This is a genomic window from Serratia sp. ASV30 (genome assembly GCF_016428815.1).
Lineage (GTDB): Bacteria > Pseudomonadota > Gammaproteobacteria > Enterobacterales > Enterobacteriaceae > Chania > Chania fonticola_C.
The window spans coordinates 1-20508 of the sequence record NZ_JAELTL010000078.1; the positions used below are offsets into that span (position 1 = coordinate 1).

Genomic DNA, 20508 nt, shown 5'->3' on the forward strand with positions numbered 1-20508 from the left:
CCCCCCCCCCCCCCCCCCCCCCCCCCCCCCCCCCCCCCCCCCCCCCCCCCCCCCCCCCCCCCCCCCCCCCCCCCCCCCCCCCCCCCCCCCCCCCCCCCCCCCCCCCCCCCCCCACCCCCCCCTTTTTAGTTGGCATCGTCGGCAGCGTCAGATGTGTATAAGAGACAGGTGTTTTACTCAGGCCGGACGGTTCTCTTAGCGCTTTGATGGAATTTAATGATGTGCCAGCAGATGTGCCATCCAGCTATTATATTGAGAATAATACCTCACGCAGTCTGGTGATCAAGGCAACCTTACGCTCCACCAACGCTCTTAAAGGTGGACTTTTCAGCGGTTCGCTGGTTGTTAATATCACTTATGATTGATATCCGAAATATTAAAGCATGAAAGGCTGACAGATTGTCCAACGTCTATGCTTATCAATTTCGGAGGTTCCTGGAGTAAAGCCAAGAGTCCGGTCGACCTCATTGTCCGCTAGCCTTTCCGAGCTTTATTAGTAAGGGGCTACAATGGTTTTTAACTCAGCCAGCTGAAATATTTCAGAAAAATTGAGCCACACTTTTACGTTGCTGCAGGCAGATTTTATTGTCTGCTCAGCAGCCATTTTGCTGGAACAATAAACCTGCTTGCTGCAGTTGCGGCAAGCCGGGTATTCATTAAAACGCGACGCACACTGGCGCATCGACACGCATCACAGAGTCTTGGCTAAACTGTTGTTTATAGCGGGTGCGCAGCGCCTCAATGTTTTGCTCACTGGCCGTATCAGGGCTATGGATCAACATCAACGCCTTGCTGTTTTCCCGCGCCAGCTTGCCATCGTTCCCCAACCATTGTCCTTTGGCATCAAATACCGATAACCCATTTTTAAAACGCGGGGTTACCTGCTGATCGACAAAGGTCTGCCATTCAACCGCCGTAATTACCGGCCCTGCCGGGCGATTCAAGCCAAAATAGAGCGTGGTCTGGGTCATCGGCTCGCCGATGCTGCACGTTGCTTCCGGTTTAAACGGTGATGCCTTTTGCACTGGCGCTACGCAGCCGCTCAACAGCAAGGTTATGGCGACGGTGGCCGCCAATATCGGGGTGTTTTTCATCTCGCTTTCATATTCCTTAAATAATTACCAACAGATACTAGCGATAAATTTCTAATGCGTTGTAAAAATCACAAGTAGCACTAGAGACTAGCAGCAAGCAAAAATAACCTATTTAACATTAGTTAAAGTAATTCGAAAGTAACACAACAAAAAAACTCAGTGGTGCGTTGCCACCAGGCTCGTTACCCTTCGGCGTTGACACTTTTGCCCTCCGACCCTGTGAATCCACTATGTTACTGAGCATTCTTTATATTATCGGCATCACCGCAGAAGCCATGACCGGCGCGTTAGCCGCAGGCCGCCGCCAAATGGATTTGTTTGGCGTGATTTTTATCGCCTCCGCTACCGCCATTGGCGGGGGCTCGGTGCGAGATATGCTGCTTGGGCACTTCCCACTGAGCTGGGTAAAACACCCTGAGTATATTGTTATCATAGCCATAGCGGCAATTATCACCACCTGGATGGCTCCGCTGATGCGCCACCTGCGCCATCTGTTCCTGGTGTTAGACGCCATTGGGCTGATTGTTTTCTCGATCATCGGCGCGCAGGTGGCTCTGGATATGGGCCATGCTCCACTGATCGCAGCCATTGCCGCCGTGATCACCGGCGTTTTCGGCGGCGTGCTGCGCGATATGTTCTGCAACCGTATCCCGCTGGTTTTCCAGAAGGAAATCTATGCAGGTATCGCCTTTGCCGCTGCCTGGCTATATATCGGCCTGCAATACCTTAACTTGCCGCATAACATGGTAATTATTATTACCCTGGTTGCAGGCCTCAGTGCTCGCCTGATCGCACTGCGCTTTCGCCTTGGCTTGCCAGTGTTTAACTATCAGCATCCCGACCATTAATTCGCGAACGCATCGCCAAGCGGTTCGGCACGATCGGGAACCGTTTCAAAGCCGCTAATATGGTGCTGCTGCAAGGTTTGAACCAGTGCCAGAAAGGTAGGGTGTTGCAAAAACTCCTGCACTTTTCTGGCTTTTTGCGCACCCATACCAGCAAGCTCCTGCCACTGTGCCAACGTCATCTGCTGTAGCTGTGACCAATTTTGCAACGTGGCCGACTGCGATGGCGAAATGGGTACGCCGAGGGCGATCGGCCAACGCTCGAAAGGCTGCCGCCGCGCCAGACGAAATTGTTGGTAAAGGGCCTGTGCACGCTTTGCCCCCAAGCTGGGCACCGCGCTGAGCTGTTCCGGTGTTAACTCCAACCAATCCAGCAGGTTATTCACCAATCCCTGATCGACCAGCACTTGCCAGCCAGCTTTATTCAACCCGGTGATGTTCAGCCCATTGGAACTGCTCAACCAAACCAGCCGCGCCAGAAACTGCTGGCGGCATCCGGGCTGCAAGGTAAAGCAGCTCAGCGCATGATAATCCTCCGGCTTTGGCGCAATGGGTGTTGCCCTGGTAACCTCACGCCAGACCACCTGTTTCAAATGCGGAATGCCATGCCCCATCAGGCTAATCGCAATATGATCGCCAGGTACGATGTCCCCTTTTTGCCACAGAGCTAGCGAGCCCACGTTAACTCGCCGGATCCATTTATCGTCCATTCGCACCGGATCCAGGCGGAGCATCACGGCAATTTTGCCGGTACGGCCTATGGCAAACTCAACATCCGTGACTCTGGCCACTTGCTGGACCGGGGGATATTTCCAGGCAGCCGCCCAGTCATTAGGCTTGGCCTGCCAGTAGCGCCCCTGAGGTTCTTGCCCTTGGTGGATCACCACGCCATCAGTGACAAACGGCAAAGGGCCGCTGTACCAAGCTGCCCGCCACTGCTCCACCTCCGCCAACGTGGTGACCGGCTGTGAATATTGCTGCGGCAGCGTAAACCCCATGGCGGCAAGCTGTTGCACGCGTTCGGCCATGGTTGGCGGGCCATCGGGCCACGCCCAGACGAACAGGCCAAGCTGCTCAAGTTGCGCAGTGCGCGGATGACGCATCATCATCCCGGCAACCTTGGAACGGGCGTTGATGCCCCCTTGGGTTTGCTGGTGATGATCGTTCACCATCAGGAACAGCTCTCCTTGTAGCACCAAGTTGGCCGTAGACCCTGGTAAAACGTTGGGGATAGCGGGGATCGCCTTGACCTTTTCCAGCCAGTTTTCCCCCTTCTGCCCGTCCCCCCGGCTAATGGCGTTCACCAATACGCCTTGCAGGTAGACCAAAGTGACCGCCACACCATCAACCTTGGGTTGCACCCACAGATCGTGACGGCCCTGCATCCATTGTTCTACGGCACGAGAGTTGCGCAGTTTACGCAATCCGGTATGCGCCACCGGATGCGGTACTTTGCCCACTGGCAGTGGCCGCGTATCCTCTCCCACCGCACCGACACAACGCCGCCAATCTTGCAGTTGCTGTAACAGGCTGTCGTAGAGTTCATCGTCAATCGGGCTGTTACCCAGGCGATAATAAGCCTCATCCCAGCGCCCCAGTTGATCATCCAGCGCCGTAATTTCCACCTGCATGCGCTCTGGCGACCACACCGGACAGCTTGCCCATGCCGAGCTACACAGCACTCCAATCACCACCAACGCCCGGTAAATACCTCTCCACATTGAGCACCTCCTTGCTTCCCGGCAGTAAATACTCAATCGCCTTTGCTGGCTAACGCCAAAAAACGGAGGTGCTAAACACTTCCCAAAAGGAATGCGTATTTGCTGAAAACGGCAAAAATTTCCAGATCCGCCGCGCAAATTGACTTTTTCACGCTGTTTTTAGCAGAAAGCGGCGGCCAAAATGCGAGCTAACGCTGCATACCGCCCGTTAGCCGTGTATACTGTGCGGAGAATTTACACATCCGCTGTCACTGACTCATCAACCGCTAGCAACGAACATCATCATGGCTCAAGGCACGCTTTATATTGTCTCTGCTCCAAGTGGCGCAGGGAAATCAAGTCTGATTCAGGCTTTGTTAAAGACGCAACCGCTGTACGATACGCAGGTTTCGGTTTCACACACCACGCGCGATAGCCGCCCGGGTGAAAATCACGGCGAACACTACTTTTTCGTCTCCAAAGACGAATTCCGCCGTATGATTGAGCAGGATGCGTTTCTTGAGCACGCAGAAGTGTTCGGCAACTATTACGGCACGTCCCGCGCGGCCATCGAGCAGGTACTGTCGACCGGCGTTGACGTCTTCCTGGATATCGACTGGCAGGGCGCACAGCAGATCCGTGCCAAAATGCCCCAGGCGCGCAGCATCTTTATTCTGCCGCCGTCGAAGGAAGAGCTTGGCCGCCGCCTGCGTGGCCGTGGGCAAGATGCGGATGACGTGATTGCCAAGCGCATGGCGCAGGCCGTCGCGGAAATGACGCATTTCGCGGAGTATGATTATTTAATCGTGAATGACGATTTCGATCTGGCCTTGTCCGATCTGAAGACCATTATTCGCGCCGAACGCTTGCGTTTGGGCCGTCAAATGCTGCGGCATGATGCTTTAATCAGCAAACTATTGGCAGACTGAAGACAGTTTCAGTATTATGCCCAGTCTTTTCGTCACCTGTGGAGTAGCACAAATATGGCACGCGTAACTGTTCAAGACGCTGTAGAGAAAATTGGTAACCGTTTTGACCTGGTGTTGGTCGCTGCTCGTCGGGCACGTCAAATCCAGACCGGTGGTAAGGATGCACTGGTACCTGAAGAGAATGATAAGTACACCGTTATCGCTCTGCGCGAAATCGAAGAAGGCCTGATCAACAGCCAGATCCTCGATGTTCGTGAGCGCCAGGAGCAGCAAGAGCAGGAAGCCGCAGAGATCCAGGCGGTTACCGCGATTGCTGAAGGTCGTCGTTAATTAGACTGTGAGTCTGCCTTGTACCTGTTTGAAAGCCTGAATCTGCTGATTCAACGTTACTTGCCTGAGGAGCAGATTAAGCGCCTCAAACAGGCATACCTCGTCGCACGTGATGCTCACGAGGGACAGACACGCTCCAGTGGTGAGCCCTACATTACTCACCCGGTTGCCGTGGCCTGTATTCTGGCGGAAATGCGTCTCGATCATGAGACGCTGATGGCAGCCTTGCTGCACGACGTCATCGAAGACACCCCGGCCACCTATCAGGATATGGAACAACTGTTTGGCAAAAGCGTTGCCGAACTGGTTGAGGGCGTATCCAAGCTAGACAAATTAAAATTCCAGGATAAGAAAGAAGCGCAGGCGGAGAACTTCCGCAAGATGATCATGGCGATGGTGCAGGATATCCGCGTCGTGCTGATCAAGCTGGCGGACCGCACCCACAATATGCGAACGCTTGGCTCGCTGCGCCCGGACAAACGGCGGCGTATCGCCCGTGAAACCCTGGAAATCTATAGCCCACTGGCCCACCGCCTGGGTATTCATCATCTGAAAACCGAGCTGGAAGAGCTGGGCTTTGAAGCGCTTTACCCGAACCGCTACCGCGTCATCAAAGAAGTGGTGAAAGCCGCGCGCGGTAACCGTAAGGAGATGATCCAGAAAATCCTCTCCGAGATCGAAGGGCGTTTGACCGAAGCGGGTATCCCCTGCCGCGTCAGCGGGCGGGAAAAGCACCTCTATTCCATCTACTGCAAGATGCACCTGAAAGAGCAGCGCTTCCATTCCATCATGGATATTTACGCGTTCCGGGTGATCGTCAAAGAAGTGGATACCTGCTACCGGGTGCTAGGCCAGGCACACAGCCTGTATAAGCCGCGCCCGGGCCGGGTAAAAGACTATATCGCCATTCCCAAGGCCAACGGCTATCAATCGCTGCATACCTCACTGATCGGCCCGCACGGCGTGCCGGTTGAGGTACAGATCCGTACCGAAGATATGGATCAGATGGCCGAAATGGGGGTCGCCGCGCACTGGGCCTATAAAGAAAAGGAACAGGGCGAAACCGGCGGCACTACCGCACAGATCCGCGCCCAGCGCTGGATGCAGAGCCTGTTGGAGCTGCAACAAAGCGCCGGTAGCTCGTTTGAATTTATTGAAAGCGTAAAATCCGATCTGTTCCCCGATGAGATTTACGTTTTCACCCCGGAAGGGCGTATTGTCGAGCTGCCTGCCGGTGCTACACCGGTCGACTTTGCCTACGCCGTGCATACCGATATCGGCCACGCCTGCGTTGGCGCACGTGTCGATCGCCAGCCGCATCCGTTGTCACAAGCTTTAGCCAGTGGCCAGACGGTAGAGATCATCACCGCTCCGGGTGCCCGGCCAAATGCCGCCTGGCTGAACTTTGTGGTGAGCTCCAAAGCCCGCGCCAAAATCCGCCAGATGTTGAAAAACCTCAAGCGCGATGATTCCGTCAGCCTGGGCCGCCGTTTGCTAAACCATGCACTCGGGGGCAGCCGCAAACTTTCGGAAGTGCCGCCAGAGAATATCCAGCATGAACTGGACCGCATGAAGCTGGCCACGCTGGACGATCTGCTGGCAGAAATCGGCCTCGGTAACGCCATGAGCGTGGTTGTCGCGAAGAACCTGCAGGGCGATCAGTCCAGCCTGGGCTCGTCGAACGGCGTGCGCAACCTGGCCATCAAAGGCGCCGATGGCGTTCTGATCACCTTTGCCAAGTGCTGCCGCCCTATCCCAGGCGACCCGATTATTGCCCATGTCAGCCCGGGCAAAGGCCTGGTGGTTCATCATGAATCCTGTCGTAATATCCGCGGCTACCAGAAAGAGCCAGAGAAATTCATGGCGGTCGAATGGGATATGGAAACCGAGCAGGAGTTCATTGCGGAAATCAAAGTGGACATGTTCAACCATCAGGGTGCGTTGGCCAACCTCACGGCGGCGATCAACGCGGCCGAATCGAATATTCAGAGCCTGAATACCGAAGAGAAAGATGGCCGGGTCTACAGCGCCTTTATCCGCCTGACTACCCGCGATCGCATCCACCTGGCAAATATTATGCGTAAGATCCGTATCATGCCGGATGTGATTAAAGTTAACCGTAACCGAAACTAGCGCCTATGAGCCCCGAACGCTATGCGCGGATTTGTGAAATGCTGGCCACCCGGCAGCCCGATCTGACGGTCTGCCTGGAACAGGTTCACAAACCGCATAACGTCTCCGCGATTATCCGTACTGCCGATGCCGTCGGCGTACATCAGGTGCATGCCGTGTGGCCTACTCCACGGATGCGTACCCTGGTCTCCTCCGCTGCGGGAAGCAATAGCTGGGTGAGCGTCAAAACCCACCCCACCATCGCCGATGCGGTCACGCATCTGAAAGGCCAAGGGATGCAGATCCTGGCAACTCACCTTTCTGCCCGCGCCGTCGATTTTCGCGAAATAGACTATACCCGCCCCACCTGCATACTGCTGGGGCAGGAAAAAACCGGCATCACCGAAGAGGCGCTAGCCCTGGCCGATCAGGACATTATCATTCCGATGATCGGTATGGTGCAGTCGCTGAATGTCTCTGTCGCTGCGGCTCTGATCCTGTATGAGGCCCAACGTCAGCGGCAAAACGCCGGTATGTATCGCCGCGATCTCAGCGCGTTAGATGAGCAGGAACAGCAACGCCTGCTGTTTGAAGGCGGCTACCCGGTGTTAGCCAACGTGGCCAAGCGCAAAAAGCTGCCGCGCCCGCAGATTGACGATCAAGGCCAAGTGGTTGCCGACGCCGAATGGTGGGCAGCCATGCAGGCAACGACGGTACGCCGATGAAAGGCCGCCTGCTGGATGCCGTCCCACTCACTACACTTTCCGGGGTTGGAGCCAGCCAGGCGGGGAAACTGGCCAAAATCGGCCTGAATACCATCCAGGATCTGCTGTTGCACCTCCCGTTACGTTACGAAGACCGCACCCGCCTCTACCCAATCAACGATCTGCTGCCAGGCATTTTTGCCACGGTGGAAGGGGAAGTGCTGCGCAGCGATATCAGCTTTGGCCGCCGCCGCATGCTCACCTGCCAGATCAGCGACGGCACCGGCATCCTGACTATGCGCTTCTTCAACTTCAACGCGGCGATGAAGAACAGCCTTGCTACTGGCCGCCACGTAACGGCCTATGGCGAAGTCAAACGCGGGACCCACGGCGCAGAGATTATCCATCCGGAATATCGTGTCCAGGGGGAAAACAGCGAGGTCGAGCTACAAGAAGCCCTGACGCCGGTGTATCCCACCACCGAAGGGATCCGCCAGGCCACGCTGCGCAAGTTGACCGATCAGGCGCTGGAGTTGCTGGATACCTGTGCGATTGCCGAGCTGCTGCCACCGGAATTAAGCGGCGGTTTGATGAGCCTGCCACAGGCGCTGCATATGCTGCACCGTCCGCCGCCGGATATCCAACTGGCTGATTTGGAACAGGGCAAGCACCCGGCACAGAAACGCCTGATCCTTGAAGAGCTGCTGGCACATAACTTAAGCATGTTGGCCGTCCGCGCCGGAGCGCAAAGCTATCGGGCATTATCGCTAACGCCTGACGATCGGCTTAAAAACCGCTTCCTGGCCCAGCTCCCCTTCTCGCCTACCGGTGCACAAACGCGGGTTGTGGCAGATATTGAAGCGGACCTGCAAAAAGGTTTCCCGATGATGCGCCTGGTGCAGGGCGACGTCGGCTCAGGTAAAACCCTGGTTGCTGCCCTGGCCGCACTACGCGTCATTGCTCACGGTAAACAGGTGGCGCTGATGGCTCCCACCGAATTGCTCGCCGAACAACACGCCAATAACTTCCGCCAGTGGTTTGAACCCTTGGGGATTGAGGTGGGTTGGTTAGCCGGCAAGCAAAAAGGCAAAGCACGCCTCGCCCAGCAGGAAGCTATTGCCAGTGGCCAGGTGTCGATGGTGGTAGGGACGCATGCCATCTTCCAGGAGCAGGTGCAGTTCAATGGCCTGGCCCTGGTGATTATCGATGAACAACACCGCTTTGGTGTGCATCAGCGGCTGGCGCTGTGGGAGAAAGGCGAAGAACAAGGGTTCCATGCTCATCAGTTGATCATGACCGCCACGCCAATCCCACGCACGCTGGCTATGACCGCCTACGCCGATCTGGACACCTCGGTAATCGATGAATTGCCGCCGGGCCGTACGCCGGTGACAACGGTGGCGATCCCCGATACGCGCCGGGCCGATATTATCAAGCGGGTGAAAAGCGCCTGTATCGAAGAAGGCCGTCAGGCGTATTGGGTCTGCACGCTGATCGAAGAGTCTGATTTGCTGGAAGCCCAAGCCGCAGAAGCAACCTGGGAAGAATTGAAGATTGCGCTGCCGGAACTGAAGGTGGCGTTGGTGCATGGTCGGATGAAATCAGCGGAGAAACAGGCGGTGATGCAGGCCTTCAAACAGGGCGAACTGCAGCTGCTGGTAGCCACCACGGTGATTGAAGTGGGGGTGGACGTGCCAAACGCCAGCCTGATGATCATCGAAAACCCGGAGCGGCTTGGCTTGGCACAGTTGCATCAGCTACGTGGCCGGGTTGGCCGTGGTGCGGTAGCCTCTCACTGCGTGCTGCTGTATAAAACCCCGCTCAGTAAAACCGCCCAAAAACGCCTGCAGGTGCTGCGCGACAGTAACGACGGCTTTGTGATTGCCCAGCAAGATTTGGAAATCCGTGGGCCGGGTGAGCTATTGGGGACGCGCCAAACCGGCAGTGCAGAGTTTAAAGTGGCCGATTTGTTGCGCGATCAGGCCATGATCCCCGAAGTTCAGCGCGTTGCGCGCCATATTCACCAGCAGTATCCACAGCATGCGCATGCCTTAATTGAGCGCTGGCTGCCGGAAACAGCTCGCTACTCCAACGCCTAATCAATTAACCCCTCTTGTCGCCAAGAGGGGTTATCATCACTTAACCGAACACCGGCAGCATCAGATACAGCTTAATCACGATGGCGTTAGCGATATCGATAAAGAACGCGCCCACCATCGGCACCACCAAAAATGCCAGATGCGAAGGGCCGAAACGATCGGTGATCGCCTGCATGTTGGCAATGGCCGTTGGCGTCGCCCCCATGCCAAAACCACAGTGCCCCGCTGCCAGCACGGCAGCATCGTAGTTTTTACCCATCACGCGGTAGGTCACGAAGATAGCATACAGTGCCATGACCAACGTCTGCACCGCCAGGATCGCCAGCATTGGCAGGGCCAGCGAAGCTAGTTCCCACAGGCGCAGGCTCATCAACGCCATCGCCAGGAACAGCGACAGGCTCACGTTACCCAGTACGGAGACCGCACGCTCAAACACCTGGTAGAAGCCCGTTGCCGACAGGGTGTTGCTGAGGATCACACCTACAAATAGCACGCAGACAAAGGTCGGCAGTTCAAAGGCGGTGCCATTCAATAACCCGGCAATAAAGTTACCGAGGCTCAGGCAGATGGCAATCATGGCGATGGTTTCTACCATCACCAGCGAGGTGATCAGGCGGCCACTTTCCGGCTTTTCAAAGCCACTCGGCTGCACACTATCATCCGGTGTGCCTTCCGGTGTTGAGGAGTGTTTCACCAGATAGCGGGCCACTGGGCCACCAATCAGGCCGCCCAGCACCAAACCAAAGGTGGCGCAAGCCATGGCCACTTCGGTGGCATTCTCAAACCCATAGCGCTCGATGAACACCTTGCTCCAGGCCGCCCCGGTGCCATGCCCACCAGAAAGCGTAATCGAGCCCGCAATCAGCCCCATCAACGGATCCAGCCCCAGCATTTTCGCCATACCGATACCGATGGCATTCTGTACCAACAGCAGACCCAGTACCACGAACAGGAACACGACCAGTGCCTTGCCCCCCGCCCGCAGGCGCGCCAGGTTGGCATTCAGGCCGATAGTGGCAAAGAAGGCCAGCATCAGTGGGTCTTTCAGCGACATATCAAAGCCGACTTCCCAGTTCACCGTTTTCTTCATAACCAAGAGCAGGACCGCCACCAGTAGACCGCCGGCAACGGGAGCAGGAATAGTATATTTTCTCAGCAGAGGAATGGAGCGCACGCATTTGCCCCCAAGCAGTAGGACCAGCGTGGCGGCAACTAAAGTGCCGTAAGTATCGAGATGAAACATCTAGCTACTCCGTGTAGTAATTAAATCCAATAAATTAATAAGTTATAAAATTTACTCAGTTTTTTAACTTGATGAAGGGTGGATTAAAAGTAAAAACGGCTAATAACACAAGAAAAAATGAACGAAAATGCGACATTAATGGGTTCAGCATCGTGAAAAATATTAATGCGCAACCGTTTGCTTTTGTGAAGCAGATCATTAAAATGCGTTCTTTGCCGCCTTTGGGAATGCCACACCATGTCCAGCCAAACCGCCGAGCTTGATGCCGCGCAAAAAGCATCAGCCCCCGTTTCACACAATAGTGAACTGATTTACCGCCTGGAAGATCGCCCGCCGTTGCCGCAAACGCTGTTTGCCGCCAGTCAGCATCTGCTGGCGATGTTTGTTGCCGTGATCACCCCGGCCCTGTTGATCTGCCAGGCGCTTGGCCTGCCTGCGCAGGATACGCAACACATCATCAGTATGTCGCTGTTCGCCTCCGGTTTGGCCTCCATCCTGCAAATCAAAACATGGGGCCCGGTGGGGTCTGGCCTGCTGTCTATTCAGGGCACCAGTTTTAACTTTGTCTCACCGCTGATTATGGGCGGGCTGGCGCTGAAAAACGGCGGCGCAGACGTGCCCACCATGATGGCTGCGCTGTTTGGCACCTTGATGGTCGCCTCTTGTACCGAAATCCTGCTGTCACGCGTGCTGCATCTGGCACGCCGTATCATTACCCCGCTGGTCTCCGGCATTGTGGTGATGATTATCGGCCTGTCGCTGATCCAGGTCGGGCTGACCTCCATCGGTGGCGGCTATGCGGCGATGGGCGATCACACCTTCGGCGCGCCCAAGAATCTGCTGTTGGCAGGCGCAGTGCTGGTGGTGATTATTCTGCTTAACCGCCAACGTAACCCTTACCTGCGCGTCGCTTCGTTGGTGATCGCCATGGCCATAGGTTATCTGCTGGCCTGGGCCATGGGCATGCTGCCGGAAACCGAACCGGCCACCCAGACAACCTTGATCACCGTCCCTACCCCGCTGTATTACGGCCTGGGCTTTGACTGGAACCTGTTGCTGCCGCTAATGCTAATCTTTATGGTCACATCGCTGGAAACCATCGGTGATATCACCGCTACCTCCGACGTTTCTGAACAGCCGGTCAGTGGCCCACTATATATGAAGCGCCTGAAAGGCGGCGTGCTGGCCAACGGCCTAAACTCGATGTTGTCGGCAGTGTTCAACACTTTCCCGAACTCCTGCTTTGGTCAGAACAACGGAGTGATCCAGCTAACAGGCGTTGCCAGCCGCTATGTCGGTTTTGTGGTGGCACTGATGCTGATCCTGCTGGGGCTGTTCCCGGCCGTTGCCGGTTTTGTGCAACACATTCCTGAGCCGGTGCTGGGCGGCGCGACCATCGTGATGTTCGGGACCATTGCAGCCTCCGGCGTGCGTATCGTTTCCCGCGAGAAGTTAAACCGCCGCGCCATCATGATTATGGCGCTGTCGCTGGCCGTCGGTATGGGGGTTTCCCAACAGCCGCTGATCTTGCAGTTTGCACCGGACTGGCTGAAAACCCTGCTTTCTTCCGGTATCGCCGCCGGTGGTATCACCGCCATTGTGCTGAACCTGCTGTTCCCACCAGAAGAAAAATAAGCGCTTCCCGCAGCAAACCAACGGCCATTGGCAAACCGCTACTGGCCGTTTTTTTATTGTCTTTCAGGCCATTGCCCTTGAGCTGGAAGGCTAATTGCGGCATAAACAGGGTATCTTTTCTGTCCGCTACGGATCCACACGATGAAATTTATCGGAAAACTATTGATCACGTTGCTGCTGCTGATAGTGCTGGCCATTGTGCTGCTCTACGTGGTGGGGCAAACCCGCTGGGCCGCAGGCTGGTTGAGTCACTGGATCAGCGATCGTGGTGATTACCAGTTGTCGGTAGGAAAAATAACGCATTCGTGGAGCAAACCAGGGCAACTCAGCCTGGAGGGCGTAACCCTCGCCCGTGCCAACCAACCGCAGCTCTTGGCGGCCAAGCAGGTCGATATGGCTTTCAGCCTGCGGCAAATTACCGAGCCACGCTATTTCGATAGCATCACGCTGCGCGACGGCACCTTAAACGTTCAGCCTTTGCAGGGCGCCCCCCTGCCAATACAGGCCGATGTATTGCAACTGAGTAATATGGCGCTGCAATCCAACGATGAGAGCTGGCAGCTTAACGCGCAGAAGGTCAACGCCGGGATCAACCCGTGGCAGCCTACGGCAGGCCATTTGCTCGGGGATAACAATCAGTTCCAGTTCAGCGCCGGTTCGATGGTGGTCAACGGTATTCCGGCCTCGCAGGTGTTGATCCAGGGCGAAATCAAACAAAATCAGCTGGTATTGAGCGACTTTGGTGCCGATCTGGCACAAGGCGATCTGACCGGGGTAGCCAGCCGAGCTGCCGATGGCAGTTGGTTGGTTGAACGGTTGCGGCTGAGCAACGTCCGCCTGCAAGTGCCAATGACGCTAGAGCAGTTCTGGGGGCGCTTCATGGCATTGCCACCCATTACGTTGAAACGCTTCGATCTGATTAACGCCCGCCTGGAAGGTAACGCTTGGGCGGCGAACGATCTCGATCTGTCGATGCAAAATATCACCTTCCAACAGGGGGATTGGAGCAGTCAGGATGGCGCGATCAACTTCACCGCCGACGACCTGATCAATGGCAACTTCCATCTGATCGATCCGATTATGGATATGCAACTCTCGCCAGCCGGGATTGCCATTGGCCAGTTCAGCACCCGCTGGGAAGGTGGATTGCTGCGTACCACTGGCAACTGGCTGCGCGCCAATAAGCGCCTGCAACTCGACGAGGTGGCAGTTTCTGCGCTGGAGTACACCTTGCCCAGCAACTGGCGTGAACTCTGGTTACAGCCGTTGCCAAGCTGGCTGGCGGAGGTGTACGTCGCCAAGATGAACACCAATCGTAACCTGATCATTGATATCAACCCGGATTTCCCCTTCCAGCTCACCTCGCTGGATGGTAACGGCAGCAATCTGCTGTTGGCCAGTGACCATCGGTGGGGGATTTGGTCCGGCTCGCTGAAACTCAACGCCGGTGGTGCCACCTTTAACAAGATCGACGTGCGCCGCCCTTCGCTGGCGTTGGATGCGGATGCACAGCAGATCAACGTTACCGAGCTGAGCGCCTTTATGCCCGATGGCCTGTTGGATGCCAAGGCCAACGTCAGCCAACTGCCTGGTAAGCCGTTCACCCTGTCCCTTAACGGGCGCTCGGTACCAGTGAATACCTTGCAACAATGGGGTTGGCAGCATGTGCCGCTGGAGGGTGATGGTAATCTGCAGTTGCAGCTGAAGGGATTACTCAACAGTGATGGGCCGTTTAAGGCGTCTTTGCGGGGCCAGTTGCAGGCTACCAGCAAGGATGGGCAGACTCTGGAGCAGCAGGTGCCGTGAACTGATGTTGAATACCGCTGCTTCTGGAGTGATCTGGTGGCAGCGGCAAGAGATTGGGTATTTAGGGAGCGCTGCTAATAACTGATTGATACTGAAGGACTAATAGAAGCTAAAATATCTATAACTTCGTCTACAGTTGAAAGCATATAGTGAACAACACCATCGTGTGCATTACCGCTTTGTTCATTAAACCACTCTAAATATTTAGAATTTTCTACAATATAAAGCCCTGTAAGCATATCCCTTTTCTGCTCTTGCTGCATTTTTAATAGGTCACCTTCATCAATCACTCGGAAAGAATAAATCCAATCGAAGGACACCTTAATTTTACTGCCTTCTTCGTTATGCACAGAAGAGAAAATCAGTTCAAGGGAGCCAGAGGAATATCGAAAATCCTCTAGCTGACTATTCAGTAGAGAACCGTCAACAAAGCTAAATTTAACCAATTTTTCAGTCATATATGATTACTCAGCATATCCAAGATTGGAATTTCCAAAGCGTAAAAATAAATCCTATCTAGTTGACCGGACTCTATCAATTATGGTCACAGATTCTTATATCTGTTCAGGTAGATACTCATATTTTTCAACTATCTTTATCAACCTAATAAGCTCTGACCTGCTCCCAGTTGTATAGCGATTCTATAAGGATCACCAATAATCTTTTAACCTTCCATCCATCTTGCTTGCGTAACCGGGAACCATCACAACTTTCAGATTAAATCCTCACCATTTAAAAGTACAATAACATTGTCCGCCCCAAAAGATTCCCTAATCATATCAGCCATTTCATCTGTTGATATCTCAAGGGACTTGTTATTTACTGATATATAACAGTAAGATACCGGATCTAATCCGAACTCATTAGATACCTCTTTTTGGATTGGATGTGGTATAGCCGCAGTAGATAAATAATAGTGAGCGGGAAACACATCCGGATATCGCTTTGCAAATTCGTTCAACTTATGCTGTAACTCAGCAAAAGTAAGCTTAGTAAAACATGTTAATCCTATAGACATACCACCCTCTCTTACCTCTGATAGAATTTATACCCGAATCCAGCGAAGGACGGGTGATCACCACTGTATCTATTGCGATCCAGTTGCGGCGGCGGGAGTACCGCACCTGCGCCACCGCACTAGCTCGGCTCCCGACGAGTCCGCCGGATGGGTTGAGGCATGAACCACCTGCAATACCCGACTCGACAGCTGCGTGCTCTCCACACCACCATACTTGTGATTTAGTGACAGGGCTAGAATCCCAGCTTTTGAGGGCTGGGGTTTTAATTACTCATTATTCAGGCTGATAACGCTTATCCTGAATAATGTAAGGTTCTGCAACATCTTCCCACACCACTTCTGCCATCTTTTGCCATTCGGTTGGGTTTTGTTGCTTCACAAGATAGTCCCTGATTAGCTTAACAGCATGGTTAAAATCTGCCTTATCTAACTCAACAAATGAATAAAACTTTAGATACTCACCTTCTTCATACTTAATTATTTCATGCAACTTGGGGGTGTCTGGTAAAAAAACAGCATCCAGCAGATCGCCAAAGGCATCCCAATAACTGCTATGAATAAATGCAGAGGTCAATCTATCTTCCGGTTTTTCGATAGTTTCATCTCTACGAAAGAAAATACTTGCCCCCATGTCATTACCTCATAATGATAATTTTATCTTGCTGTACTTTAGGCAGTGTTTTTATATAATTCATAAAATATTTTGGTTAGCAGGCGTTAGCACTCTAAAATCAACAGGAACAAAATCAGCTTTTTGCAAATGATCCTGAATGACTTTTTGCCCATTCCCATAAACCATGTTTTTTTCATAGAATTTGTTTAATCCGTCTATTTCTTTCTGTGACAGTCTATCTGTCGTATACATGGCATCGACGGTTTTACCTTTATTGGGGCCTGACGTAATCACAAAGTCAGGCGATGTTCCTAATTTTTCTCCCGGCGGTGGGGCATAACGTTCCATTGTGCCAATTGCTGACTCTAGTTGCGCAGCAGCAGCTTCTGCCGGTTTTAATTTATCGTTTCCACCAAGGTCCGGCGTATTTAAGCGGTCATGACCTTGCAGAGGGGTCGAACTGATTTTTACTTCATGAATTCCATCACTATTTTTTGAAGTACAGAGACTTTTCCTGAACCAGGAATACCATCCGGTAGTTTCTTGCTTGGCAGGATAATGCCCGCCAGTTAGACCCCCGGTCAGTTGGCCGGGGGGATTGTATATAAGATTATTGGCCAAAGTTTTTCCATGCTAGAGCATGTTTTTTTGACTCGACATGCAGATAAGCTTCGATTTCTTTCCAAACTGACTCATTTTCATCAGATGCTGTAACTAACGATTCAACAAGTCCAGTTGCAACCGCTGTTGCTAACTCATCATTATCAGACCTCATACCTGTTTCAATGTGCTGGAACAGGGCTGATTTCTCCGAGTGATTTAATGAAGCCAACTGGTTTACCAATGCTTTACCCACTAGAGAAAACAATAAGATCGTCGATGGAGGTTCTGGCAACCAATACTCAACACATCTATTTACTTCATTCTTTATATACTCTGACGCTTGAGTAAAAAAACTCAAGTAATCATCAATATAATTATCCATCATTACTTACCCTTAAGAGCATTTTGCATGTCTTTCAGAACGTTTTCCGCCGCCGCTCTATCACTCGAAGAAGCTTAAGGATTCTTATTTAACCAATCCTGAATCGCTTTAGAATATGTTTGGGCGCCCCCTGCCAGCGACTTTTTCGCCAGTAGCTAACTCGTAACGAACTGCATCAGCCCGCTCTTTTTCTTCTCATCCAACCGGTAGCTGGACTGTTCTTCCGTCGCAGCCACGATCTCGACGTTGTTACCTGCTTGCAGGTTAACTTTACCGTCACCCACAACCGAAGATCCCTTCACCGTCAGATCGTTACCCGCAGACAGCGACACATTATCGCCGCTCAGCAGCGTGCCTTTTTCCTGCGTGGCGTAATCTTCCCGCACCGTGTGGGTGGTGGTCTTTGACAGGAACCCTTTCTTGGTTTTGGTTTCTTCGAAGAAGGAGTAGTCACTTTCGGTGGCGCTGTTGAGCGTCAGATCGCGTCCGGCGTCTATCAAACACTACATATGGCTATCGTTATCAGGGTTCAGAAGTTAACAGAGATCGAATAGATGGAAGTGGTTGTTAGAACCATGAGGTGAGGAAGATAAAAGACAAGCTACCGCCCTACCTTGGCATCCTTGCCTGCTCATTAGTCATAGTACCAACAAGATCCCTTGCTGCCATTAGCTGTTTAATTCATTGACGTTTACTCCCGGCCAGAGGATCGAAACGATCACCGAGCCGGGTCAGTAGATCATCCGCGTCGTTACGCAGTAACAGTGGGGTTCATCATGGCCAAGACCAACGCACAACGTCAGGCCGAGTAACGCACACGCCGTCGCCACGACGGGGTGAACACGCGCCAGATGCTGGAACAGCTGATCACAGGCCCCCATGATGCCCTGTGCAAGAACCTCGAGGGCGACGATTTCCGACGCTATATCGATATGGAGGCAGCATGAACATTACCTTCACACCCCAACCGATCCCGGAACTGGCTATCGACGGTGGCACACTGGCAGGTCTGGGTTTTACTCCCGGCCCCCCCCACTTGCAGCTCACACTGCGACCCGATGGGCTGTGGATCACCCCAGTCACCGATGCGGCCACCAGGAACACATTGTGTGAAGCCAGCCAGCAGCGGCAAGATTTGGGAGCGGATTGGGTACGGCAGAACGGCGAGCTGATCATCGGCGGCGATTGGTTGACCGCGTCCGGGATCACCGATGCGGAACAGCTGGAGATCACCGCCGCACCCGGTGTGATCCGGTTACAGCGTCGGGAAAATGAGGTATTCAAGGCTTAAAAGCAAAGATCCCGGCCAGTTGGCCGGGATTCCTACCTTAACTTTGTTTTTGATAACGTTCATCTTGCTGAATAAGGGGCTCTATTACCTCTTCCCATACTCGCTTCTGGAAGAGTTGGCCTTGGGTTGGCTCTATTCGGCTGTTAATACACTCCCGAATAGCTTTTACAACCACATTGAACTCCTCTTTTTCCAACTCAGCTAACGTTATTTGATCTAATGGTAAATACAACATTATCTTTTCATGCATGCCTGGATAACGTTCCTGCAAAGCATCGTCAAACAATACTTCTAAAGCATTAGACCATGTTCGATTAAGGCCTATGGTAAGACCTTTCCCTTGATAGCTGTCATTATATGGTGGCTTATATCCCACGTTAACGAAAGAACCCATAATCACCTCATAATGATAATTTTACTTTGTTGATTTTTAGGTAAAGTTTTTATGTAGTCCATAAAAACCTTCTGGTTTGATGGCGTTAACACTGTAAAATCAACAGGAACTATGTCTGCTTTTTCCAGATGATCAAGAATTTGTTTCTGGCCTCCTGGAATGTCTCCCGTCTTTAAGGGGGTAGTCATATTTTTTTCAAAAAATTTGTTAATCCCATCAATCTCTTTCTGAGACAAATTCTTTGTCGTATACATAAAGTCAACCGTTTTCCCAGCATTAGGCCCGGTGCTAATAATAAAATCAGCTGTTTTTCCACCTGTATCAGGCGCTCTTTCCAACGGCCCAAGAACACCTTCCAACCTTGCAGCAGCCGCAGCTTCTGCTGGGTTATACTTCCCGTTACCATTTACATCTGGCGTGTTTAAGCGGTCATGGCCTTCCAGAGGAGTCGAGCTAACTTTTACCTCCGTTATTCCATCACTATTTTTTTGAAGGACTGGGATTTTTCCTGTACCAGCAACGCCATCAGGTAATTTCTTGCCTGGCAGGAACAGCCCCGCCAGCATTCCACCTGTGGCTTCCAACGCAAGCTGGTTACCTTGCGCGGCTTCTTTCACCTGCCCGGCAACAGCTTCCCAGGTTTCACTCTTCATCAGAGCTTTCAGTGTATCTGCCGCAGCCTGATTTTTACCCTCCAGATCACTTAACGCTTTGGTACAGTAACTATCACCCATAGCGCAGGAAGTAAGCGCCATTGCTGCATCAGCACCGTAATCCGCCCCACCTAATACCGCATCACCGGTATCCGCCGCCGCACCGATAATGCTGTTAACGATAGCGGAGAGTGTGCCTTCGCCCAGTTTATCCCTGACCTGATCCTTCATATTTCCGGCGATCTGCTTAACAGATTCACGGGATTTATCACCGCTCAGCGAGTTATTCTCCACCGCATTCTTACCGGCCTGAGCACCCGCCAGAGCATTCGCAGTGCTATCCCCCGTCACTCCACCTGCTAAACCTGCTGCCAGCGTCGATAGCGCACTGAGACTCTGCTTCTGCTCCTCACTCAGTTTAGCAATTTTTTCCGGCGTGTCTGCACCATATAATTTCTCTGCCAGATAACGCGCGGCCAATTCACCACCAGCGGCCCCCGCAGCACCCGCGGCTGCCGAGTTGCCACTCACTTGTGCCGCTATCGCCCCCCACACCGCATGGGCAAGCGCGTTGGCCGTTTCATTCGTACCGGTATACTTCTTGATTTGCTCGGCCGCGTACGGACTCAAACCACCAGCAAGAGCCTGGGAGATATTTCCCCCTGCCAACCCCTGCAACGCAGCCGTCACCGCCTGCGCCGCTTTCTGCAAGTCACTGCCCGTACCATACTGCTTCATGGCCTCTTTATACGCAGTGGTGTCTTTCAGGATGCTGACGTACTGATCAATCTCTTCCTGCTTGGCATTTTTTCCCGGTTCCGGCGGCAGTTTGCCATCTTTCGCCAGATCGGCTTTCGCCGCATTCAGCCCGTTTATCTCACCCTGCGTACGGATGATATCCGCTGCCTGCCCGCCGATCTCGCCAATCAGCTGCGCCTGTTTCAACCGGTTCTGCTCTTTCTCCTTGTCGAAGATCGGCGCAATGCTGCCGTTGGCATTCTCCGTATCCCGGCTCAGGTCGGCGACATTTTGTTGCTGGTTGTCCTTGTCACGAACA

General features: G+C 53.2%; 21 protein-coding genes and 1 pseudogene. 10 read left to right on the forward strand and 12 right to left on the reverse strand.

Annotation, left to right across the window (positions count from 1 at the left end; genetic code table 11):
* Positions 1 to 206 precede the first annotated feature (206 nt).
* Positions 207 to 365, forward strand: a complete 159-nt coding sequence (locus tag JHD74_RS23330; RefSeq protein ID WP_199063610.1) for a hypothetical protein — start codon at positions 207 to 209, stop codon at positions 363 to 365.
* Positions 366 to 656: 291 nt separating this feature from the next.
* Here the strand turns inward: JHD74_RS23330 and JHD74_RS23335 are convergent, their stop codons facing one another.
* Entirely contained in the window at positions 657 to 1094 is a 438-nt protein-coding gene (locus JHD74_RS23335) for a DUF3574 domain-containing protein (RefSeq protein WP_074029802.1), read from the reverse strand.
* 230 nt (positions 1095 to 1324) lie between these two features.
* Here JHD74_RS23335 and JHD74_RS23340 point away from each other — a divergent pair, with 230 nt between their 5' ends.
* The gene (locus tag JHD74_RS23340) at positions 1325 to 1942 is read left to right on the forward strand and encodes a trimeric intracellular cation channel family protein (protein WP_024527839.1); all 618 of its coding nucleotides are present in this window, start codon (positions 1325 to 1327) and stop codon (positions 1940 to 1942) included.
* Here the strand turns inward: JHD74_RS23340 and ligB are convergent.
* Positions 1939 to 3660 (reverse strand): NAD-dependent DNA ligase LigB, encoded by a 1722-nt coding sequence (gene ligB / locus JHD74_RS23345; protein ID WP_199063611.1) that lies wholly within the window; start codon positions 3658 to 3660, stop codon positions 1939 to 1941. The two genes, JHD74_RS23340 and ligB, sit on opposite strands and share 4 nt — an antisense overlap.
* Before the next feature lie 284 nt (positions 3661 to 3944).
* Between ligB and gmk the strand changes: the two genes are divergently transcribed.
* From gmk to recG, 5 genes are read left to right on the forward strand one after another with little or no spacing between them, the layout of a single operon-like run.
* Positions 3945 to 4568 (forward strand): guanylate kinase, encoded by a 624-nt coding sequence (gene gmk, locus JHD74_RS23350; protein WP_024482944.1) that lies wholly within the window; start codon positions 3945 to 3947, stop codon positions 4566 to 4568.
* A gap of 54 nt (positions 4569 to 4622) precedes the next feature.
* Positions 4623 to 4898, forward strand: a complete 276-nt coding sequence (rpoZ, locus tag JHD74_RS23355) for a DNA-directed RNA polymerase subunit omega (protein WP_024482945.1) — start codon at positions 4623 to 4625, stop codon at positions 4896 to 4898.
* A gap of 18 nt (positions 4899 to 4916) precedes the next feature.
* Entirely contained in the window at positions 4917 to 7031 is a 2115-nt protein-coding gene (spoT, locus tag JHD74_RS23360) for a bifunctional GTP diphosphokinase/guanosine-3',5'-bis pyrophosphate 3'-pyrophosphohydrolase (RefSeq protein WP_024482946.1), read from the forward strand.
* A 5-nt stretch (positions 7032 to 7036) separates the two neighbouring features.
* Positions 7037 to 7735 (forward strand): tRNA (guanosine(18)-2'-O)-methyltransferase TrmH, encoded by a 699-nt coding sequence (gene trmH / locus JHD74_RS23365; protein ID WP_024482947.1) that lies wholly within the window; start codon positions 7037 to 7039, stop codon positions 7733 to 7735.
* Positions 7732 to 9813 (forward strand): ATP-dependent DNA helicase RecG, encoded by a 2082-nt coding sequence (gene recG, locus JHD74_RS23370; protein WP_199063617.1) that lies wholly within the window; start codon positions 7732 to 7734, stop codon positions 9811 to 9813. Before trmH ends, recG begins: the two co-directional genes overlap by 4 nt.
* Before the next feature lie 40 nt (positions 9814 to 9853).
* Here recG and gltS read toward each other — a convergent pair whose 3' ends face one another.
* On the reverse strand, positions 9854 to 11056 hold the full coding sequence (gltS, locus tag JHD74_RS23375) for a sodium/glutamate symporter (protein ID WP_029710944.1): 1203 nt from the start codon (positions 11054 to 11056) through the stop codon (positions 9854 to 9856).
* Between the two features lie 237 nt (positions 11057 to 11293).
* Between gltS and JHD74_RS23380 the strand changes: the two genes are divergently transcribed.
* Together JHD74_RS23380 and JHD74_RS23385 are read left to right on the forward strand one after the other, a co-directional pair.
* A complete protein-coding gene (locus tag JHD74_RS23380; protein WP_024527836.1) occupies positions 11294 to 12691 on the forward strand; it encodes an NCS2 family protein in 1398 nt (465 codons plus the stop codon).
* Between the two features lie 141 nt (positions 12692 to 12832).
* The gene (locus JHD74_RS23385; RefSeq protein WP_199063612.1) at positions 12833 to 14497 is read left to right on the forward strand and encodes an AsmA family protein; all 1665 of its coding nucleotides are present in this window, start codon (positions 12833 to 12835) and stop codon (positions 14495 to 14497) included.
* Between the two features lie 74 nt (positions 14498 to 14571).
* Here JHD74_RS23385 and JHD74_RS23390 read toward each other — a convergent pair whose 3' ends face one another.
* The 7 genes and pseudogenes from JHD74_RS23390 to JHD74_RS23420 all read right to left on the reverse strand — a co-directional run bounded on the left by JHD74_RS23390 (position 14572) and on the right by JHD74_RS23420 (position 17994).
* A complete protein-coding gene (locus JHD74_RS23390) occupies positions 14572 to 14955 on the reverse strand; it encodes a hypothetical protein (RefSeq protein WP_199063613.1) in 384 nt (127 codons plus the stop codon).
* 254 nt (positions 14956 to 15209) lie between these two features.
* Positions 15210 to 15515 (reverse strand): hypothetical protein, encoded by a 306-nt coding sequence (locus tag JHD74_RS23395; RefSeq protein WP_074029794.1) that lies wholly within the window; start codon positions 15513 to 15515, stop codon positions 15210 to 15212.
* A gap of 274 nt (positions 15516 to 15789) precedes the next feature.
* Complete coding sequence (locus tag JHD74_RS23400) at positions 15790 to 16146, reverse strand: hypothetical protein (RefSeq protein WP_199063614.1); 357 nt, start codon at positions 16144 to 16146, stop codon at positions 15790 to 15792.
* Between the two features lie 60 nt (positions 16147 to 16206).
* Positions 16207 to 16749, reverse strand: coding sequence for a hypothetical protein (locus tag JHD74_RS23405; protein ID WP_199063615.1), 543 nt, complete (start codon positions 16747 to 16749; stop codon positions 16207 to 16209).
* Positions 16739 to 17116 (reverse strand): hypothetical protein, encoded by a 378-nt coding sequence (locus JHD74_RS23410; protein ID WP_370592697.1) that lies wholly within the window; start codon positions 17114 to 17116, stop codon positions 16739 to 16741. Before JHD74_RS23410 ends, JHD74_RS23405 begins: the two co-directional genes overlap by 11 nt.
* Positions 17117 to 17289: 173 nt before the next feature.
* Positions 17290 to 17610: pseudogene (locus JHD74_RS23415) on the reverse strand (hemagglutinin repeat-containing protein); the annotation flags it as partial.
* Positions 17611 to 17844: 234 nt separating this feature from the next.
* Positions 17845 to 17994, reverse strand: coding sequence for a hypothetical protein (locus JHD74_RS23420; RefSeq protein ID WP_178380905.1), 150 nt, complete (start codon positions 17992 to 17994; stop codon positions 17845 to 17847).
* Between the two features lie 62 nt (positions 17995 to 18056).
* On the opposite strand from JHD74_RS23420, the gene JHD74_RS23425 reads away from it, so the two are divergent.
* Positions 18057 to 18404: a hypothetical protein gene (locus JHD74_RS23425; RefSeq protein WP_074029790.1), complete on the forward strand. Its 348-nt coding sequence runs from the start codon at positions 18057 to 18059 to the stop codon at positions 18402 to 18404.
* 37 nt (positions 18405 to 18441) lie between these two features.
* Here JHD74_RS23425 and JHD74_RS23430 read toward each other — a convergent pair whose 3' ends face one another.
* Together JHD74_RS23430 and JHD74_RS26975 are read right to left on the reverse strand one after the other, a co-directional pair.
* On the reverse strand, positions 18442 to 18798 hold the full coding sequence (locus JHD74_RS23430) for a hypothetical protein (RefSeq protein WP_074029789.1): 357 nt from the start codon (positions 18796 to 18798) through the stop codon (positions 18442 to 18444).
* Positions 18799 to 18800: 2 nt separating this feature from the next.
* Positions 18801 to 20508 (reverse strand): VENN motif pre-toxin domain-containing protein (locus JHD74_RS26975; RefSeq protein ID WP_199063616.1); only part of this gene is annotated, 1708 nt, incomplete at its 5' end.

What these genes read in the sequence shown, in the direction of transcription:
- rpoZ (WP_024482945.1), top strand. Translation starts at nt 4,623, where the DNA reads ATGGCACGCGTAACTGTTCAAGACGCTGTAGAGAAAATTGGTAACCGT.
- JHD74_RS23410 (WP_370592697.1), bottom strand. Translation starts at nt 17,116, where the DNA reads ATGATGGATAATTATATTGATGATTACTTGAGTTTTTTTACTCAAGCG.
- JHD74_RS23430 (WP_074029789.1), bottom strand. Translation starts at nt 18,798, where the DNA reads ATGGGTTCTTTCGTTAACGTGGGATATAAGCCACCATATAATGACAGC.
- trmH (WP_024482947.1), top strand. Translation starts at nt 7,037, where the DNA reads ATGAGCCCCGAACGCTATGCGCGGATTTGTGAAATGCTGGCCACCCGG.
- gltS (WP_029710944.1), bottom strand. Translation starts at nt 11,056, where the DNA reads ATGTTTCATCTCGATACTTACGGCACTTTAGTTGCCGCCACGCTGGTC.
- JHD74_RS23340 (WP_024527839.1), top strand. Translation starts at nt 1,325, where the DNA reads ATGTTACTGAGCATTCTTTATATTATCGGCATCACCGCAGAAGCCATG.
- gmk (WP_024482944.1), top strand. Translation starts at nt 3,945, where the DNA reads ATGGCTCAAGGCACGCTTTATATTGTCTCTGCTCCAAGTGGCGCAGGG.
- JHD74_RS23385 (WP_199063612.1), top strand. Translation starts at nt 12,833, where the DNA reads ATGAAATTTATCGGAAAACTATTGATCACGTTGCTGCTGCTGATAGTG.
- JHD74_RS23330 (WP_199063610.1), top strand. Translation starts at nt 207, where the DNA reads ATGGAATTTAATGATGTGCCAGCAGATGTGCCATCCAGCTATTATATT.
- JHD74_RS23420 (WP_178380905.1), bottom strand. Translation starts at nt 17,994, where the DNA reads ATGGGGGCCTGTGATCAGCTGTTCCAGCATCTGGCGCGTGTTCACCCC.
- recG (WP_199063617.1), top strand. Translation starts at nt 7,732, where the DNA reads ATGAAAGGCCGCCTGCTGGATGCCGTCCCACTCACTACACTTTCCGGG.
- JHD74_RS23425 (WP_074029790.1), top strand. Translation starts at nt 18,057, where the DNA reads ATGAACATTACCTTCACACCCCAACCGATCCCGGAACTGGCTATCGAC.
- JHD74_RS23395 (WP_074029794.1), bottom strand. Translation starts at nt 15,515, where the DNA reads ATGTCTATAGGATTAACATGTTTTACTAAGCTTACTTTTGCTGAGTTA.
- JHD74_RS23380 (WP_024527836.1), top strand. Translation starts at nt 11,294, where the DNA reads ATGTCCAGCCAAACCGCCGAGCTTGATGCCGCGCAAAAAGCATCAGCC.
- JHD74_RS23390 (WP_199063613.1), bottom strand. Translation starts at nt 14,955, where the DNA reads ATGACTGAAAAATTGGTTAAATTTAGCTTTGTTGACGGTTCTCTACTG.
- ligB (WP_199063611.1), bottom strand. Translation starts at nt 3,660, where the DNA reads ATGTGGAGAGGTATTTACCGGGCGTTGGTGGTGATTGGAGTGCTGTGT.
- JHD74_RS23335 (WP_074029802.1), bottom strand. Translation starts at nt 1,094, where the DNA reads ATGAAAAACACCCCGATATTGGCGGCCACCGTCGCCATAACCTTGCTG.
- JHD74_RS23400 (WP_199063614.1), bottom strand. Translation starts at nt 16,146, where the DNA reads ATGGGGGCAAGTATTTTCTTTCGTAGAGATGAAACTATCGAAAAACCG.